The 15,751-nt window shown below is 44.9% G+C and carries 23 protein-coding genes and 1 pseudogene; 16 read left to right on the forward strand and 8 right to left on the reverse strand.

The window, feature by feature from the left end; genetic code table 11:
• From FEF09_RS27290 to FEF09_RS27300, 3 genes and pseudogenes are all read right to left on the reverse strand, one after another.
• Positions 1-273, reverse strand: a pseudogene (locus tag FEF09_RS27290) (hypothetical protein); the annotation flags it as partial.
• Between the two features lie 252 nt (positions 274-525).
• Positions 526-744, reverse strand: coding sequence for a hypothetical protein (locus tag FEF09_RS27295; RefSeq protein ID WP_146308033.1), 219 nt, complete (start codon positions 742-744; stop codon positions 526-528).
• Between the two features lie 4 nt (positions 745-748).
• The gene (locus tag FEF09_RS27300; RefSeq protein WP_146308034.1) at positions 749-940 is read right to left on the reverse strand and encodes a hypothetical protein; all 192 of its coding nucleotides are present in this window, start codon (positions 938-940) and stop codon (positions 749-751) included.
• A 532-nt stretch (positions 941-1,472) separates the two neighbouring features.
• On the opposite strand from FEF09_RS27300, the gene FEF09_RS27305 reads away from it, so the two are divergent.
• From FEF09_RS27305 to FEF09_RS27335, 8 genes are all read left to right on the forward strand, one after another.
• Entirely contained in the window at positions 1,473-1,673 is a 201-nt protein-coding gene (locus FEF09_RS27305; protein ID WP_146308035.1) for a hypothetical protein, read from the forward strand.
• The gene (locus tag FEF09_RS31090) at positions 1,649-1,819 is read left to right on the forward strand and encodes a hypothetical protein (RefSeq protein ID WP_186774561.1); all 171 of its coding nucleotides are present in this window, start codon (positions 1,649-1,651) and stop codon (positions 1,817-1,819) included. Before FEF09_RS27305 ends, FEF09_RS31090 begins: the two co-directional genes overlap by 25 nt.
• Positions 1,812-2,093, forward strand: coding sequence for a hypothetical protein (locus FEF09_RS27310; protein ID WP_146308036.1), 282 nt, complete (start codon positions 1,812-1,814; stop codon positions 2,091-2,093). The genes FEF09_RS31090 and FEF09_RS27310 overlap by 8 nt, the downstream gene beginning before the upstream one ends.
• Before the next feature lie 140 nt (positions 2,094-2,233).
• The gene (locus FEF09_RS27315; protein ID WP_146308037.1) at positions 2,234-2,644 is read left to right on the forward strand and encodes an alpha/beta hydrolase; all 411 of its coding nucleotides are present in this window, start codon (positions 2,234-2,236) and stop codon (positions 2,642-2,644) included.
• 232 nt (positions 2,645-2,876) lie between these two features.
• A complete protein-coding gene (locus FEF09_RS27320) occupies positions 2,877-3,059 on the forward strand; it encodes a hypothetical protein (protein WP_146308038.1) in 183 nt (60 codons plus the stop codon).
• Positions 3,060-3,072: 13 nt separating this feature from the next.
• A complete protein-coding gene (locus tag FEF09_RS27325; protein WP_146308039.1) occupies positions 3,073-3,408 on the forward strand; it encodes a hypothetical protein in 336 nt (111 codons plus the stop codon).
• Between the two features lie 73 nt (positions 3,409-3,481).
• On the forward strand, positions 3,482-3,817 hold the full coding sequence (locus FEF09_RS27330; protein ID WP_146308040.1) for a hypothetical protein: 336 nt from the start codon (positions 3,482-3,484) through the stop codon (positions 3,815-3,817).
• A 46-nt stretch (positions 3,818-3,863) separates the two neighbouring features.
• Positions 3,864-4,094 (forward strand): hypothetical protein, encoded by a 231-nt coding sequence (locus FEF09_RS27335; protein WP_146308041.1) that lies wholly within the window; start codon positions 3,864-3,866, stop codon positions 4,092-4,094.
• Between the two features lie 1,369 nt (positions 4,095-5,463).
• On the opposite strand, the gene FEF09_RS27340 is transcribed toward FEF09_RS27335, so the two are convergent.
• Genes FEF09_RS27340 through FEF09_RS27350 form a run of 3 tightly spaced genes read right to left on the reverse strand, consistent with a single transcriptional unit; the run spans position 5,464 to position 7,670 of the window.
• Positions 5,464-6,315 carry a hypothetical protein gene (locus FEF09_RS27340; protein WP_146308042.1) on the reverse strand — a complete coding sequence of 284 codons (852 nt, stop codon included), beginning with the start codon at positions 6,313-6,315 and terminating at the stop codon, positions 5,464-5,466.
• Positions 6,316-6,323: 8 nt separating this feature from the next.
• Positions 6,324-7,232, reverse strand: a complete 909-nt coding sequence (locus tag FEF09_RS27345; RefSeq protein WP_146308043.1) for a hypothetical protein — start codon at positions 7,230-7,232, stop codon at positions 6,324-6,326.
• Between the two features lie 30 nt (positions 7,233-7,262).
• Positions 7,263-7,670, reverse strand: coding sequence for a hypothetical protein (locus FEF09_RS27350; RefSeq protein WP_146308044.1), 408 nt, complete (start codon positions 7,668-7,670; stop codon positions 7,263-7,265).
• 106 nt (positions 7,671-7,776) lie between these two features.
• Here FEF09_RS27350 and FEF09_RS27355 point away from each other — a divergent pair, with 106 nt between their 5' ends.
• Positions 7,777-8,268, forward strand: a complete 492-nt coding sequence (locus FEF09_RS27355) for a DinB family protein (RefSeq protein WP_146308045.1) — start codon at positions 7,777-7,779, stop codon at positions 8,266-8,268.
• A gap of 60 nt (positions 8,269-8,328) precedes the next feature.
• On the opposite strand, the gene FEF09_RS27360 is transcribed toward FEF09_RS27355, so the two are convergent.
• Positions 8,329-9,456, reverse strand: a complete 1,128-nt coding sequence (locus tag FEF09_RS27360; RefSeq protein ID WP_146308046.1) for a hypothetical protein — start codon at positions 9,454-9,456, stop codon at positions 8,329-8,331.
• A 125-nt stretch (positions 9,457-9,581) separates the two neighbouring features.
• Between FEF09_RS27360 and FEF09_RS27365 the strand changes: the two genes are divergently transcribed.
• Positions 9,582-10,865 (forward strand): hypothetical protein, encoded by a 1,284-nt coding sequence (locus FEF09_RS27365; RefSeq protein ID WP_146308047.1) that lies wholly within the window; start codon positions 9,582-9,584, stop codon positions 10,863-10,865.
• A gap of 89 nt (positions 10,866-10,954) precedes the next feature.
• Positions 10,955-11,398, forward strand: a complete 444-nt coding sequence (locus FEF09_RS27370) for a hypothetical protein (RefSeq protein WP_146308048.1) — start codon at positions 10,955-10,957, stop codon at positions 11,396-11,398.
• 592 nt (positions 11,399-11,990) lie between these two features.
• Here the strand turns inward: FEF09_RS27370 and FEF09_RS27375 are convergent.
• Positions 11,991-12,320 carry a hypothetical protein gene (locus FEF09_RS27375; protein WP_146308049.1) on the reverse strand — a complete coding sequence of 110 codons (330 nt, stop codon included), beginning with the start codon at positions 12,318-12,320 and terminating at the stop codon, positions 11,991-11,993.
• A 614-nt stretch (positions 12,321-12,934) separates the two neighbouring features.
• Here FEF09_RS27375 and FEF09_RS27380 point away from each other — a divergent pair.
• The 5 genes from FEF09_RS27380 (at position 12,935) to FEF09_RS27400 (ending at position 15,729) form a co-directional block, all read left to right on the forward strand.
• Positions 12,935-13,672: an SDR family oxidoreductase gene (locus FEF09_RS27380; protein ID WP_261387825.1), complete on the forward strand. Its 738-nt coding sequence runs from the start codon at positions 12,935-12,937 to the stop codon at positions 13,670-13,672.
• Positions 13,673-13,731: 59 nt separating this feature from the next.
• Positions 13,732-14,313, forward strand: coding sequence for a TetR/AcrR family transcriptional regulator (locus FEF09_RS27385; protein ID WP_146308050.1), 582 nt, complete (start codon positions 13,732-13,734; stop codon positions 14,311-14,313).
• A 269-nt stretch (positions 14,314-14,582) separates the two neighbouring features.
• On the forward strand, positions 14,583-15,137 hold the full coding sequence (locus FEF09_RS27390; RefSeq protein ID WP_146308051.1) for a phage tail protein: 555 nt from the start codon (positions 14,583-14,585) through the stop codon (positions 15,135-15,137).
• Between the two features lie 41 nt (positions 15,138-15,178).
• Positions 15,179-15,580 (forward strand): phage tail protein, encoded by a 402-nt coding sequence (locus FEF09_RS27395; RefSeq protein WP_146308052.1) that lies wholly within the window; start codon positions 15,179-15,181, stop codon positions 15,578-15,580.
• Positions 15,577-15,729, forward strand: coding sequence for a phage tail protein (locus tag FEF09_RS27400; RefSeq protein WP_186774563.1), 153 nt, complete (start codon positions 15,577-15,579; stop codon positions 15,727-15,729). Before FEF09_RS27395 ends, FEF09_RS27400 begins: the two co-directional genes overlap by 4 nt.
• Positions 15,730-15,751 lie beyond the last annotated feature (22 nt).

Raw genomic sequence — 15,751 nt, forward strand, 5'->3', positions numbered from 1 at the left:
CGCCATGACCTTTATCTGCCGGTAGCTTTTATCCGAAAGGAACGCGAAAGATTCTGCACCACTACATCTGATCTGTATCTGATGACCCGTAAAGGATCCATACAGTAACTTCTCTATTACTTTCAGCGCCCATACGGGCAAAAGACTGACAAGATAAACAATGGCAAACAGCAGTTCATCTACCAGGTTGCGGCGTTTAAGCACTGCCGGAACTTTTATCTCCTGATTGACATAACCTGCGGGTCTTCTGATGGAATTAGCAGCGTCGTACATAGGCATCTACTTTGGCCTTGAGGGTTTATTTTTTTCTGACCTGTCTGTGCTTTAACGCAAATTTAGAACCGATTTATATGCTTTTATAAATCTTAACTTTTCTTTGCAGTGACATAATTTTCCCGTCTTGCTATTATATTGAGTGCCAGTTGTCCATATAAAAAGCACGAACATACTATTCAAAAATGAGTACAAAGGGCTGTGTAGGGAATGCACGAGGTGGGGAATCGCTGATGCCTCTGTTGGTGTGTCTTATTCATTTGGATTCCTTGCCATCATCCAGTATTCAAGAATTGCCCTGATCTGGTTGGCGATATCGTCATAAAATGGCTTTTTGATAAAGTATCCCTGTACGGTAAGGTCATATACTTCATCTATAATCTCTTTCGATTCTATCGTAGTGAGAAAAACAAAAGGAATACTTTTCTTCCTTAATCGTTCATCACTATCAATCTGGCGTCTGAGTTCCAATCCATCATCCGGGGTACATTAATATCGCAATAATCACCAGCGGTCTCTCAGTTGTTTGCTGAAGGTAACAACATTGCATCTCCGGCGTCAAAAATATGATCTCATTACGCATACCCATTTCATTGAGTACATTCTGGTATATTTCCCTGTCATCTTCATCATCTTCGAGTATCAACAGCGGACCATTCTTTGCCATATCATTAATAATTTACATGGAGGTATGAGTACAATTCGTGTACAAAGCAGCATTAGTCATGCCAAAGTTGACATCTTAATACGTAAATGAACTGCTATTTTCGATGATATGCAAGTCCCCCGATTATAAACTACTATATATCTTAAACCAATAACACCGCCAGTTATTGCGCAACATGAGATATTCTTATATGGGCGCTCTGTTCTCAGGAATCATCACACAACAACAATAACAACAAAAGAAAATTGTAATTGTTGACTATCATATAATTATCTGGTATTTGAGGTGGGTCTGCAAACGAATTCCCCTATCAAAGGGCTGTATAAAAATACAAAGTAGTTGGTATTTTTTTTTTTTCCCCCTGCCTAATTTCGGGGTGTTATACCCTGTAGCGTCTGATATATAAGCCATTTACCCGGCCCCTCCTACAGTAAGCTCATAAACATTCAAATTAAATACCTCATATGCAACTGGACAAAAAATATTACATCACATTGGTAAAGGTGGTACATTCCGGCCATCAGGGGATGCAGTGTATGATACTACGGCGGCAGACGTTGACGCACTCTTTGCAGACCTCAGCAACAACAACCAGAAGAGACTTTTATTGTATTTCCACGGTGGTCTGGTAAAAACAAGTGCAGGTATGGAAATAGCGGAACGGGTACTACGCTATACCAATACGAAACAAGCAAATGTACACCCCGTATGTTTTGTGTGGGAACCGGTCTGATTGAAACACTGGGGCAAAACTGGCAGCAGATCGCCTCTTCAGCCTTCTTTAAAAAGCTACTGGTAAAGATTATCAAAATAGCCGGCAAAAGCTCGGGATTGATGTGGAAGAAATGGTGGGAAGCAAAGGATCGGCACCATGTCTGACGCAGAAATTATGCTGGAGCTGGAAAAACCCTTCCCTTTCGATCATACAAGCGTCGATACCGGCAAAAGAGCTGCGGCACTAAATGTCCCTGAAGCACTTACTACACAGGATGCTTACATTGATAACATGGTGCAACCGGAAGTATATGCAGAAATGGAACTGGAAATAGCCAGTGATCCAGCTTTGCAGGCATTGGCAGAACAGGAAAAACCGGAAACCTTTACAGATATTCAACCGGATGGCAGCAGATCCTTCTTATCCCGGCCAAACTGATCTTTACCGCTGTAAAAATCACCCTCGCTGTAATCAAAAGGTACGTAAAGAAAACAGATCACGGCTTCTATCCAACAATTGTTGAAGAAGTACTCCGCTCATTATATGTATCAGATGCAGGTTCATTTGTATGGGGCGCTATGAAAGAAAAGGCGGCCGCCATGTGGAAGGACGATGATTTTAGCGGCCCCGCATCAGAATGGCACGCAGGCAGCTATTTTCTGAAAAAGCTGTTGGAATACCAGCAACAACAGGGTGAACTAAGTATTGATCTTGTAGGACACTCAGCTGGTTCCATCGTTATCTGTGAGCTGATCAAAAAGCTGGCGGCGGCAGGTATACCACTACAGTTCCGCAATATCCTGTTCCTCGCTCCCGCCTGTCGTTGCGACCTCTTTGCGGATGCTGTATTGAAGCATCCGGAAAGATTCCAGCGCTTCCGCATCTTTACCATGCAGGATATCTACGAAACAAAGACCGGATGGCAGCCCCGCTATACACCAGATCCCTCCTTTACTTTATCTCCGGTGTACTGGAAGGCAGGATATTGATGCACATATACTCGGTCTGGAAAGGCACATTGGCGGCAAAGCACCTTATGATAAATTTGACTACCTCAATAACATACACCAATACGTAACAGTGGAAGATCGCTGTGTTTTTTCGGTTACATCGGATGGCGCACTCGATGGACTCAGGTCTGGTTCGCAACGTCATGGTGATTTTGATAATGATGAGGAACCGACGCTTGACAGCGTCTTCTACCTGATAAAGCAATAGACTATGGAAAATGATTATGCAATAGTGATAGGTGTCGAATATTACGAAGGTATTCACCCGCTGGCAGGACCACATGGAGACCTTGAAAGGTTTCTTGCATGGATAAAAGATGAAGCCGGAGGCAATATAAAGGACGATAATATCAAAACTTTTATCTCTACACCCACCTTCACTCCCGCAGGATGATATCGATTCGTGGTTGGGTAGAAAAATGGGGGAATTACAACTGGCAGGCAAACGGGGCCGGAGGTTATATTTTTATTTCTCCGGACATGGTATTGGTGTAACCATGATGAACTCCGCCATGTTGCTGCCAAAATGGACGACCTTCATGCGTAATTACGCGCTCTCATCCGAGAAGTATATACAGGAGCTGGTCAATAAAGGCACTTTCGAGGAAATATACTTCTTTATGGATTGCTGCCGCAACCGTATTCCCGGCGTTAACGGACAGCCACCACTCTTTGGATCACCCGGACCAGCACCTCAACCTACAGAGTATATGCTTTGTTATGGGGCAGATTTGATAATGTAGCTTATGAGGTAAGCTTACAGACGCTGGATAGTCAGCTGAATAATATGCTGCCCGAGGGCTGTTTACCGAGGTGTTGCTTAATGGCCTTAAAGGTGCTGCCGCTGACCGGGAAGGACGCCTGCGCGTTACTGATCTGGTTACTTATCTGAAACGGAATCTCCCCATTCTGGCCCAAAGTGTTGGCAAAAATCAGAATCCCAGAACATCAATGGATATAGATCTCCAAAAAGAAATTGTCGGTCCCTTCCCCAAAGAGCTGGATATTTCCATTGAGTTCACGGCATCCCAGCCATTGACCGAAATGATACTGGAAGATCCGGATCTCAATATTGTGAAGCAGGGTAATACTGCTGAACTACGTTGGGACCTTCACCTGAAAAGAGGTGAACATGTGTTGCGGGAAAAATAAACAGGAAGGGATGAAAATTGTAATTAACGGCCTGAAAAATTCGTATATGGAGAGCAATAAGTTTTTGTTTTCATTTGTCATTGAGGACAGGAACATGGCTTCGTTTACCAGTCTGAAACTGTTCAATGGCTATAATGAAATCGTCAAAGAAGGCTATGGCGATATGAATGTACAGGTGCCAAAGGGTATTTACACCTTGAGAATTGAGATCAATGAGCACGTGGAAGACCGGAAATACCGGGTCGATAAAGATATCGATGATAACTGGCGGCTATAAGACGGTGTCACCAATGCCGATGCAGGACTGACTTCCACGCATGAATATTTTTCCAATCCTACAGACACATGGAGCAGAGCATCTACCATCAAGGGAGAACAGATTACAGGTAGTAGCCTGTTTCTGTTCTTCAGATATACGGACAAAGAGATCCCGTATGATAAAATACCCCGTATGGCGGACTTCTATCTGCTGCAATCATGACAGACAACTGGCATTTACACTGGGACCAGATAATGTCAAAACAGAACAGGGTTTAACGGAGAACATATGCTGCTGTTTCTTTTCATGAAACAGTGGAACCGGCCAATATTATCGTTGTATATGATAATAAAAACCTGAAATGCGAAATGCCATTATATGTTTTAACAATTGGCAAACACAGGTTTTTATCATGTTCAAAGACCAACCGGCCTTTAATACGACGAGGATTGCCATGCCAAAATTGGCTTCCGGTCGGATGAAAAGAAAACTTCCAGCTGGATGCACTGATACAAAAAATGTACAATGGTATCTATTTTCTACCCGGTACCTGCGTCAATATGCAGCTACCGCCAAATGGGAGAATCCCATGTTAGGCATATTAGCAGCTTATATCTACCTGTTGAGTGAAATGAAGCGGATGACAATCTATTTGGAGAAATGCTGACAACCTCGAGGATCGGATTTAATGAACCACTCGGCACCGGATCTCGTTGCATTGAGGATGTTAGGCGCGATACATTTCAAAAAAGATTTCCCCGTGAACCTTTGATTGCACCTGTATGATTGCTGCAGGCGTTAATGCCTATCTCCGGCAATCTTTACAAAATATGCACTCATTCCAAAGAATGGTATTGTCGAAAAGATACTGACTAAACTCAGGCTGATAGTATCTGGACGACTTATTCCCATTACCGTTTAAGAAAGCAGTCAAACCGGTTACAAAAACTCCTGTTAAAGGCAAAACGCGGCGGGTTAAAACTGCAAAAGTAGTCTAAGAGAAAAAGACCTCACAACGGAACTTATACAGTACCTGCATCTGGTGTACCCTTTAATCCACACAAGACTGGGTAACCAGCTCCGTCTTTGCGGACTAACCCGCGCAAAAGGAGCCCGTTGATATTAACACGATTGCCGCCAATCTTCAGCTGACGCCTAATACAGTGCTGAAAACACTCAAGTCGCTGAATAAAAAAATAAACTCAATGCTGTAGGCACAGCTATCCTTGGCAGTACCAACGATAAAGTGAAAGAGATCCTCTATTCCGCTGATAAACTGCTCATTAACTTACTCGATCTAAAATAGTTGCCAGTTGACATAAAGTAAAGGGGCGTTTCAGATACCTGAAACGCCCCTTGGTGTATATGTGTGTAGATTAAAGCAGCTTTATTTTGCGCCTGCACTATTTCCGCCAAGACTCATGGTAGGGATGGGTAGTCTGAAGCCTACAAATACATAATGCGCACCATAGAACAGATTATATGCCCAGCCTACCTGCAGGTAATCATGTAATGTGGAAGCGACTACACCCAGACCTAATTCCGGTACATCATCCTTATCGAAATCAGGAGACGATACGTGTAAACCGAAGTTCAGGTCCAGCAGGTTATTCGGCAGTGAAGAATTACGTTTCCATTGCTGGCTCATGCCAAATATCCCTTTAAACAATACATTGTAGTAAGGGGCCATTTGTACATCCTTTTCAATCTTTGTCGTCTTCAAAGGATGTGCGAAGATCACACCGACTGTCGCTTCTATATGTGCCAGAATGCGGTATAAGGTCAGACTATGAGATTCTTCCATCAGGTTTCTTTTCGAGCTGCCGTTGGTCACCTGCATTTTGATCACTACTCTGTCTCCTGATTCCCGGTAACCGGAATACAGCAGGTCAGTAGATGCCTCAGAAGGGATATTCCCCAATGCCAGAGAAAAGACTTTGTCGGAGAAACGGAGTGCCAGTTCTGCGAGTCTTCTTTCTTCTTTACCAAACTGCAGGACATCATCCGGGATCACCATATCTGCCAGTGCAGTCAACTTACCGGAAGCCAGAGACAACAGGGTAGCACATTGCGTCTGCACGGTTGCAGAAGCGGCCGGGATATCTGTTTTTATGGCTGTCAGCAGTCCTTTCATTTTGGTAAATTCGTTATTCAGGCCTGCGACGTCTGACTGCAAACGCGACATAAATCCGGATAATCCGAACTTACTGGTATTATCAATGGTCTGGTAATACTTCACTTTGTCATTCAGCAGGGTTTTAATCGCCTCTCCTTGTGCCAGTGCCTGCTGTACATCTGTGATGATCTGCTCATCCTGCAGAGTGGCCAGTACCTTCTCCCCTTCTTTCCGGAAGTCTTCGTAGTCTGTTTTAAGCCTTTGCTGGAGGATATCGGTAAACTGCCGGACATATTCCCCCGTAGGATCTCATTGACATTCATTTCTCTTTGCTGACTGCTTTTTACCCATTTCTGGATGTCTTCCAGTTGGGAAAGCTGTGCGTCAGACAGGGTGAACTTCCAGCGCTGGACTTCATAGTACTCTCCCTGCGGATTATCATCCAGTCCGTTAAAGTGTAACGGAGAAGGCTGGTTATTATGCATCAGCCATCCTCCTATCTGCACACGTACATCGTTATAGGTGCCGCCGTCTGTCAGCTGTTTTTCCAGATCAGCGATACGCTTGTTCAGGGCGTAGGTAATACCACCCCAGATATCTGTTACATCATCATACGCTTCGAAGTAATCGCGCGTTGCAGGATCACGATCGAAGACGGTGGTGATTTCCTGCGCAATGGAAGAGGTTTTCTCCAGAAAAGCCGGCAGACTGTTTTTATCACCCCGCACATGCTGGCGGACTGCCTCTTCCATTCCTTTGGCCCAAATGTCAACCTTTCTTGTGCCTTCATATAGTACATTGAGGAGACTGACTACATCTTCCGGCAGCGGACTACCAATACCAGCAGTATTTACTTTTCTGATAAAGGCGGAACGGTCGAAACGGATCGTCAGCCGGCTATTGATATCGGCATTATTTTTACTGTCGTAGGTTTTATTGTTCTGATCTGTTTCCCGGATAGTCAGGATAGACTGTGCCGCAGCACTGCCAGCTGACAATACGGTGAACAATATGGCACATGGCAATATTAAAAGTCGCATATTGGATTTTCATTAAGAATAAACAGGGACTTAACCGTTGGCGTAAGCGGTCATGACAGCGGTGTGCATACTACCTCTGCCTTTCATAAAACGAGCTTTGGTAACGCCTTCTGAAACGACGTTCCTGAATGGGGAAATAGACAGGAGTACAAAACTGTCATAGTCGGATGGCCTGACACGCGGATGCCATTCCATTTTCTTCAGTACCGGAAGAATGACCGGGGGATTGATCACCCGTAAAAAGATGACCATGTCATACATTCCCATCCCTGATTTACCGATTTTGGACCTGATAAAGTTGGCAGTATCATTTGCTTCTGCGGCTACCTCATCGTCTCCCAAAATCAGTAGTAAAAGCTGGTCAGGTTGGTCCAGCAGATCCTGAAAAACTTTTAGTGCCTCGGCTTCCTCTGTGGGAAGCACTACATAATTTTGCATTTACAGTCGGTTAAGTGTGTCAGCGTCGGGGAAAAAGCATGAAAATAGATAATAAAACGGGAATTCCAATATTATAACACAAAAATCCTAATATATAAGACACCGTATGAATAAAGTTTACAGACCCGGAGCAAAGGGCGCCTTATTAGATGAATATGAACGGGTTATTAGAGAATTGCAACAGACCATCACTGGACTTGACGACAAGGAGTTAATAACAGTTATGGACCCTCACACGTCTGACGACAATTGCCGGTCCATACAGACGGTATTATCGCATGTGGTCAATTCTGCGCATAGTTATGCGATCTATATTTTGCACGCTTATGGCCACCGGATGGTAAGACCGGAGAAACGTTATCATCCGACCGTAAACGACTATATCAGGGATCTGCAGGAGGCATTTGAGTTTACATTGATGGTATTCGGGGATATTAAGGACAGTGAGCTGGAACAGCCGGACAATGATAAGAAGATCCTGACGCGCTGGGGGCAGGTGTATGATATCGAGCAACTGATGGAGCATGCGATTGTACATGTGATGCGCCACAGGAGACAGATTGAAAAGTTCAGGGTTATACTGTCAGCCATGCACTGAAACGGGAAAGGCTGTCCACCCTGAGGGAGGAACAGCCTTTCTGCATCATTCTTCCACTACTTAGTCGAGTCGCGCAATGATCCCCCAGCCGTAGAAGCTATTGGCTACGCCGATCAGTAGTTCATTGTCTCCTTCGTTCAGAGGAACGTTAAAGGCAGTATTTTCGATAGAGCATCTTCCTTCGGGTGTTTTCATGATCGGCATACCATAGAGATTCTTGTCTACATACAGATACCTGCCATTGATAAATACCCATACTTCATCACTGAAGCCCAGATTAAGTTTTTTCAGTTGTTGTTTGTCGGCATGGATGTTTGTCTTCAGCCATACAATACGACGTTCCTTACTCATACCAAATTTGCGCGTCAGGTTTACGAGTCCGCCTCTTTCTGTCCAGATATTCTCCCATGCGGCCTCTTTTGCCGGCATAAAGCTGCTGCTGAAGTCCACGTCTTTGGTAGTTGTTAAAGGACTGGTGACTTTCCAATCCCGGAGGTAACGCGGATCGCTATCGGTAGGATCAGGCGATTCTACGGGGGAAAGACCACCGGTATCCCCCGGTCTGATGACGAGATTGGCGATGATAACCTGTCCTTCAAAACCGATACTGCCATGCTGCACGTTTCCTTCGAGGTGAGGAATCTTCAATGCTGCCCGGGCGCTATCATTGATATAGACCCACATCTGTTTTCCGGAGATGACCAGTTTGACGTGATTCCATTTTCCTCTTTCATAAGTGGCATTCCCCTGATAACCCGGTAGCATGTCCCAGAGGTTAACACCAGCGATAAAGGGAGCATACTGTATTGCGTCCATAGCGGTATTATTGCCGGCAGCTTTGGTGCGGAAATAAAAGCATTCCCGTTCGTCTGTGGAACTTTGCCGGAAATACATCGAGGTAAAGCGCGGATCAACCGGATCCATATCATACTCAATGGTCCCGTCGCTGAAATCGACACCTTTTAGTACCGCGGTGCCATCACTGGTTGTTATTTTCATAGCGGGGACGGATTGCCAGGTCAGGAATTCAACGGCGTTGGGTTTAACATCCCAGTTGTCGGGCGTTAGTGCAATGCGGTTTTTGTGTGGTGCCGAAAGTGATCTGGCAGACTGTCTGTTTTCCCTGGGTTGTGCGGCAGCAGTGAGGGACGAAAGCAGCAATAATAAAATGGCGAAGGTCTTGTACATGGTCTGTCGTTTTAAGTTTTCAGATGATAATGCCGCAAAGCTGAATAATAAGTAACTTGATGGCAATTCAAGGAATGTTCAAGTTTGTGCAAGTCTGTTCACGGAGATAATAAACTCATTATCAAATGGAAAACAATTTAGAAACAGATCACATACAATATTGTCTGACGCTGGCAGAAAAGCGGTTTAACCGGGGTAGCAGTGACAGGTGGACGACCTATGATTTCGAGAAACTGAGTGAATCCATACAGGAGGCAACCGGCGTTGTATTGAGTGTGACCACTTTAAAGCGCTTATGGGGGAAATTGTCTTATACAAATACACCCGCGACAACAACACTTAATACCTTAGCCCGTTATGCCGGTTTTGACGACTGGGGTACTTTGAGAATACAACCCGAACCCATCGGACAAACGGTCAACCAACCCGTAAGAGCGGTGCCGGAGCAGAGGCCTGTAGCGCAAAAACAGGGACGCCAATGGCCTTTATGGGGTCTGGCAGCCTTACCGCTGGCCTTTGTATTTTATCTGGCACTTCGTTCAGACGGGCGCTCAACTCCCCCTGACAGGCGGGCCAGTTATCAATTCAGTAGTAATAAGACGGTCCTGAATGGCGTACCTAATTCGGTTATCTTCAGATATGATGCCAGTGCGGCGGGAGATGATACGGTGTATATATCTCAATCCTGGGATATAAGCAGGAAATTTGCCGTACCCAAAGACAAAAAAGAATACTCTTCCATATACTACTATCCCGGTTATTTCAGGGCCAAACTGATGATCGGCAAAGAGATCGTAAAGGAGCATGATCTGATGATCAGTTCTAATGGCTGGCTGGCACTGGCTGATCAGAACAGGGTACCTGTTTATTTCGCAAAGAAAGAGTTCTTGCGCGATAGTACCGTGACGATAGACAAGGCTATGCTGGATGCCTATAATATTCCCATGCAACCCACCCTGCCAGAGCTTCGTTTCTATTATGTAGCAGATATGGGCGGATTACGAACCGATGATTTCCGCTTTGATACCCGGGTAAAAAGTACTTATAGTATGGGCGCTGCTGCCTGTCAGCGGATGGAGATACTGATACTCTGCAAGAACGATGTGTTTATTATTCCACTTTGCGCAAAGGGCTGTGAGGGTGATCTTTATCTCAGAGCGGGTAATCAGTTCCTCCAAAGTAATAACAATGACCTTTCTAAGTTCGGGAGAGACCTGCATGAATGGGTACGATTGCAGGTGGAGGCGAAAGATAAGCAGATCCGGATACTGGTAGACGGAGAAGTGGCCTGTTCTTTCAAAGCGGATTATATGGCGACGGATATCGTGGGCGTACAATATCGTTTTCTGGGTCCGGGAGCAGTAAAGGATACCCGTTTTTCAACCGGAACGCGGGTGATTAACTTGTGATGCTTTCGGTAAATTTGCCTACATTTAATTCATTAACCCTGCCATACACGCAACTGATAGTTTTTAAGTTTCAAACCCTTAACAATTCCATGATGACAACTGATGAGATTATCAAGGCACTTACCTCCTTTGAGCCTGACGGGCGCTCCAATGACGACAATATCTCTTATTTCTACGAGCTGATGGAAGCGCTAAAACATAACGCTGATAAAGACAAAGCGATCGAACCTATTTTCCGGCTGATTGAAAAGCATCCACATATTGATTACGGTTCTCCCGGACCGCTGGCGCATACGCTGGAATCCTTCCATGAGTTCTATCATGAACCGCTTTTTGCTTCACTGGACAGACGTCCTACCCCGCTGACGGTATGGATGCTGAACCGGTTGACCAATGCTGATCAGAACTATCTGGAGCATAAGACGCTGGTAGAGAAAATGCATTCGTTGTTACAGCATCCGGAGCTGGACGATCTGACCAGAAGTGCAGTGGAAGATTTTGTAGATTTTCAGGATCATCCCGGAGAGGAATAACCAGCTGATTTTTATGGCTTACAGGCTGTTGCCACTACCTGATACTTCAAGGGAGTGCGAGGGGAATGTCATTGCCTGTGTTTTATGGTAATGCCAGCGGTTGACGAAGTTGGGAGCTCAGTCGATATATTCCTGCTTTATAACGGGAATAACCTGCGCTATCTATGACATTCAGCCATGAATGCGGAGCGGTCATTGGATAGTATTGTTGTTGGAAAAGAAGCATGTATAGCAGGCATTAGTGCTTCTGTTAAGGAAACAGTCTGTTGTGACCTGTAAAGTATCGCACAAATTATTAATCGGGAGCTGTTATTGGTTGTTGTTGGCAAAGATGCTGGATAAGCAGGCATTCGTGCTTCTACTAAGGAAACAGTTTGTTGTGACCTATAGAGCGCAGGCACATAGTGTTCATCGGGAGCTGTTATTGATTCTTGTTGGCAAAGAAGCGGGTAAGCAGGCATTCGTGCTTCCATTCAGGAAACAGTCTATTGTGACCTATAGGGCGCAGGCACACAGATTTCCCCGGGAGCTGTCATTTCTCCTGTAGGGATGCATCAACTGCTTTTATTGTCAGCTGGTATGCCAGTACTGCTCAGGAAATACAATTCCTTCTGGCTTTCACGCCGAGTTGCTGCAGATGCCAGATCATATCGTCAATATATGGTCTGTCTGTAATACGATACTCGATCGTTTTGCCGTGTGTTTTTATCCGCATAAAAGTACCTCTTCTCGGACCACTGAAGCGGGTGAACTGCACCTGCCTGATCGCAGATAAAGGAATGACGGTGGTAGTACCTGACAGGTGTGTCAGCGGCTTTTTGATAATCAGTCTGTCTCCATAAAGGTGGAAAGTATGCGGCGTAAAAGTATCCAGCCGGCAATTAACAGAAAAAAGAGCGCCATGGTGAGCTGGCCGCCCCATGAGGTTGGCGACATGAGATATAGGCAAACGATCGCCGCAATGACAGATATTGTGGCAAATGATATGCAAATCAACAGATCACCAAAAAACAGATTCGTCTCAAATAAAGGTAGGGACGAAGGTTCCTCTGCAGTGGCAGATGGATGTGTTACAGTGTCGGACATCGGAAAATCAGGTTACTCCTAATTTAACGAAAAAAAAGACCATTCTCTGATAAAGAATGGTCTTTTTTTCGTTACCAGAGATTATCCTCCTATTTGTTAAAGAGGGTATCCCAAATTGAATAGCGGGCGCAATAAAATGGCGGTTTCCCATAGTTAATGTATCCCTGCTACCGGCAAAAGGAGTGATAATTGAATGCAGGAGCCTGCTAAGGACAACCGGGCTACCTTCTATCCCAGAGATATCTTCCCATGCGACGAATCTTTCCCGTCTCTATAAAAAAGCCCCACAATTGTACATTTCAGGGTTTAGGTTTCCGTTCTCATGGCTTTTATAAAATTTTATTTGGAACATTCGTTCCACATACTTAATTTTACATCCGGAACGATCGTTCCAAACAAACAAGAGACATTTAAATCAACAACAACAACTCACAATTAAAATCAAATTTTATGAACAGGTTACAGAATAAAGTAGCAGTTATTACCGGCGGTAACAGTGGCATTGGTTTCGCTACGGCGCAGTTATTTATCGCAGAAGGTGCACAGGTGATTATCACCGGTCGTAATAAAGCATCAGTTGATAAAGCGGTAGCAGAACTGGGTCAGGGAGCAAAAGGCATCGTTTCTGATACTGGCAGCATGCAGGACATCAGACAATTACAGGCACAGGTAGCGGCGATACATCCTGTGATAGACATTTTGTTTCTGAACGCAGGCGTAGCAAAATTTTCTCCTATTGAAAATGCAGATGAAGCTTTCTTTGATGAACAGTTCAATATTAATGTGAAAGGTTCTTACTTTACCGTGCAGCAGTTATTACCTTTACTGAAAGAAGGTTCTTCTATCGTGTTGAATACTTCAATCAATGCACACATTGGCATGGCAAATGCGGCTATTTATGCAGCCAGTAAAGCAGCACAATTAACGCTGATCAGAAATCTCTCTGCAGAATTCCTCAGCAAAAAAATACGCGTAAATGCGGTAAGCCCCGGTCCTGTTAGTACTCCTCTTTACGGAAAATTGGGTATGTCTGAAGAACAATTATCTGCTACTGCGAGTGGTATCCTTTCAAGCATACCTGTGGGCCGTTTTGGTACACCGGAAGAAATTGCAAAAACGGTCCTCTTTCTGGCCTCTGATGATTCCAGCTTCCTGTTGGTGCTGAGCTCATTGCAGATGGAGGCATGAGCACATTATAATTTTTTTACGTACATTTGGAACGACTATTCCAAACAAAATAAAGTACAATGCCTAAAGAAGTATTATTCAATGAAGCGATGGTGTTACAGAAAGCGACCGGATTATTCTGGCATAAAGGATACAACGGCACGTCCATGGATGATCTTACAAAGGCAACGGGATTGAGTCGTTCCAGTTTGTACAACTCTTTTGGTGACAAACACAGTCTGTTTATGCGTTGTCTGAACTATTATCTGTCCGATCAGGAGAAATCGTTGATGCAGGCTGTGGGCGGGACCGCTTCACCATTGAAAAAAATAAAGATCGCGTTCAAATATATGGTGGATGTTATCCTGCGGGATGAGAAGCGGGATGGTTGTCTGATGATTAACACGACAACAGAATTGTGCAATGTAGATGAGGAGATTGGTACGCTGGTGCTAAAGAATACAGATGCGATGGAACATCTTTTCCAACAGTGGGTGAAGGAAGCGCAGCAACAGGGTGAGATCGGCAAAACCTTTAGCGCACAGGCGATTGGAAAACATCTTCTCAATACGTACAGTGGTCTGCGCATCAGCGGACAAGCAAAACCTGATAAGAAATCGCTGGATGATATTGTGAAGGTCGCATTATCCGTGCTCGTCTAAACGCCGCTCATACCTATTAATATATATTTACCGAATTTACGGGGAAATAAAAAGTCTTTTATTTCCCCGTAAATTTTTATTTCCCGTTCAGTTCCACTAACTTAGAAAGAACTTAAACAGAAAAATATACCTGCTACAGAGTTAAAAAATGTTTCCCTTAGTAATTACCAGTTCCATGAAAAACAGAATGCGCTAACTCCACTTTTTGATGTAGTCATACATTTTGTAATTTTTTATCACTTATTATTCACCCAAAAAAAGCACCCCTTATGGCAGATGCGTACATAGGCGAGATAAGAGCCTTTGGATTTAATTTTACGCCTACCGGATGGCTTCCCTGTAACGGCGCCATCTATTCCATTCAAAGTAACCCCAGTCTGTTTGCAATCCTGGGCACTTATTACGGAGGCAATGGTACCACTACTTTTGCTGTCCCTGATCTTCGCGGTATCGCTGCAATCGGCGTCAACCTGCAGAACCCTTCATTCGGCACACCGGGGATAAAGGGTGGCAGTGAAAACGTCACGTTGACAACAGCTACGATCCCCACGCACACGCACATGATGCAGGCGGTTGTGCGAACCAGTCTGGCTCAGACGGCAGCGGCTACCTCACAGCCAGGCCCCAACGCATATCTGACGAATGCGTTCAGTAGCGGACCGGCCAAAGGTGTTGTTGCGTATTCCAACAATACCTCAGGCGCTACTTTAGCTCCGCAGTCCATCGGTGTTACCGGCGGCGGCGTCCCTCACAATAACATGGACCCCTATCTGGCAATGACTTACTGTATATGTGCCAGCGGCGTGTTCCCTCAACACCCCTGATCAATTTCAACACATTTCCTCACCTTATCTTCATCTAAACCATGGAAAACTATCTCGGAGAGATCCGTCTTTTCCCTTATACGCAGATTCCCAAAGGCTGGACCTCCTGCAGCGGACAAACATTGCCTATCGCCCAGAATCAGGCGTTATTCGCATTACTGGGCGTCTATTATGGCGGCAATGGCACTACGAATTTTATGTTGCCCAACCTCAATGGCCGTGCGATTGTCGGTACTGGCCAGAGTACCAGTGGCTCGGTCTATAATATCGGCCAGGCCAGTGGTACGGAATCCGTAACACTGCTCACGAATAATCTGGCCCCTCATTCGCACCCTGTGAAAGTGAATGTTTCTTATGATCAGGGAAGTCCGAATACAAACTATTTCGGTAATGCAAATACACCCAGCAGTCCGACACAACCGGGACAAACACCGGTACGGTGAACCTCTTCGCCCCTGCAGGCACTCCACTCGTTGAAATGGCACCTTCTCTGACACCGGCGGGCAACGGTCTGCCACATGACAACAGAATGCCGTACCTGACCCTCATCTACTGCATCGCATTACAGGGTATATTCCCTTCACGCAACTAAATGTATAACCTCTAAAAAGATT

Origin of the sequence: Chitinophaga pinensis (assembly GCF_007896845.1) — a bacterium.
GTDB classification, from domain to species: domain Bacteria; phylum Bacteroidota; class Bacteroidia; order Chitinophagales; family Chitinophagaceae; genus Chitinophaga; species Chitinophaga pinensis_C.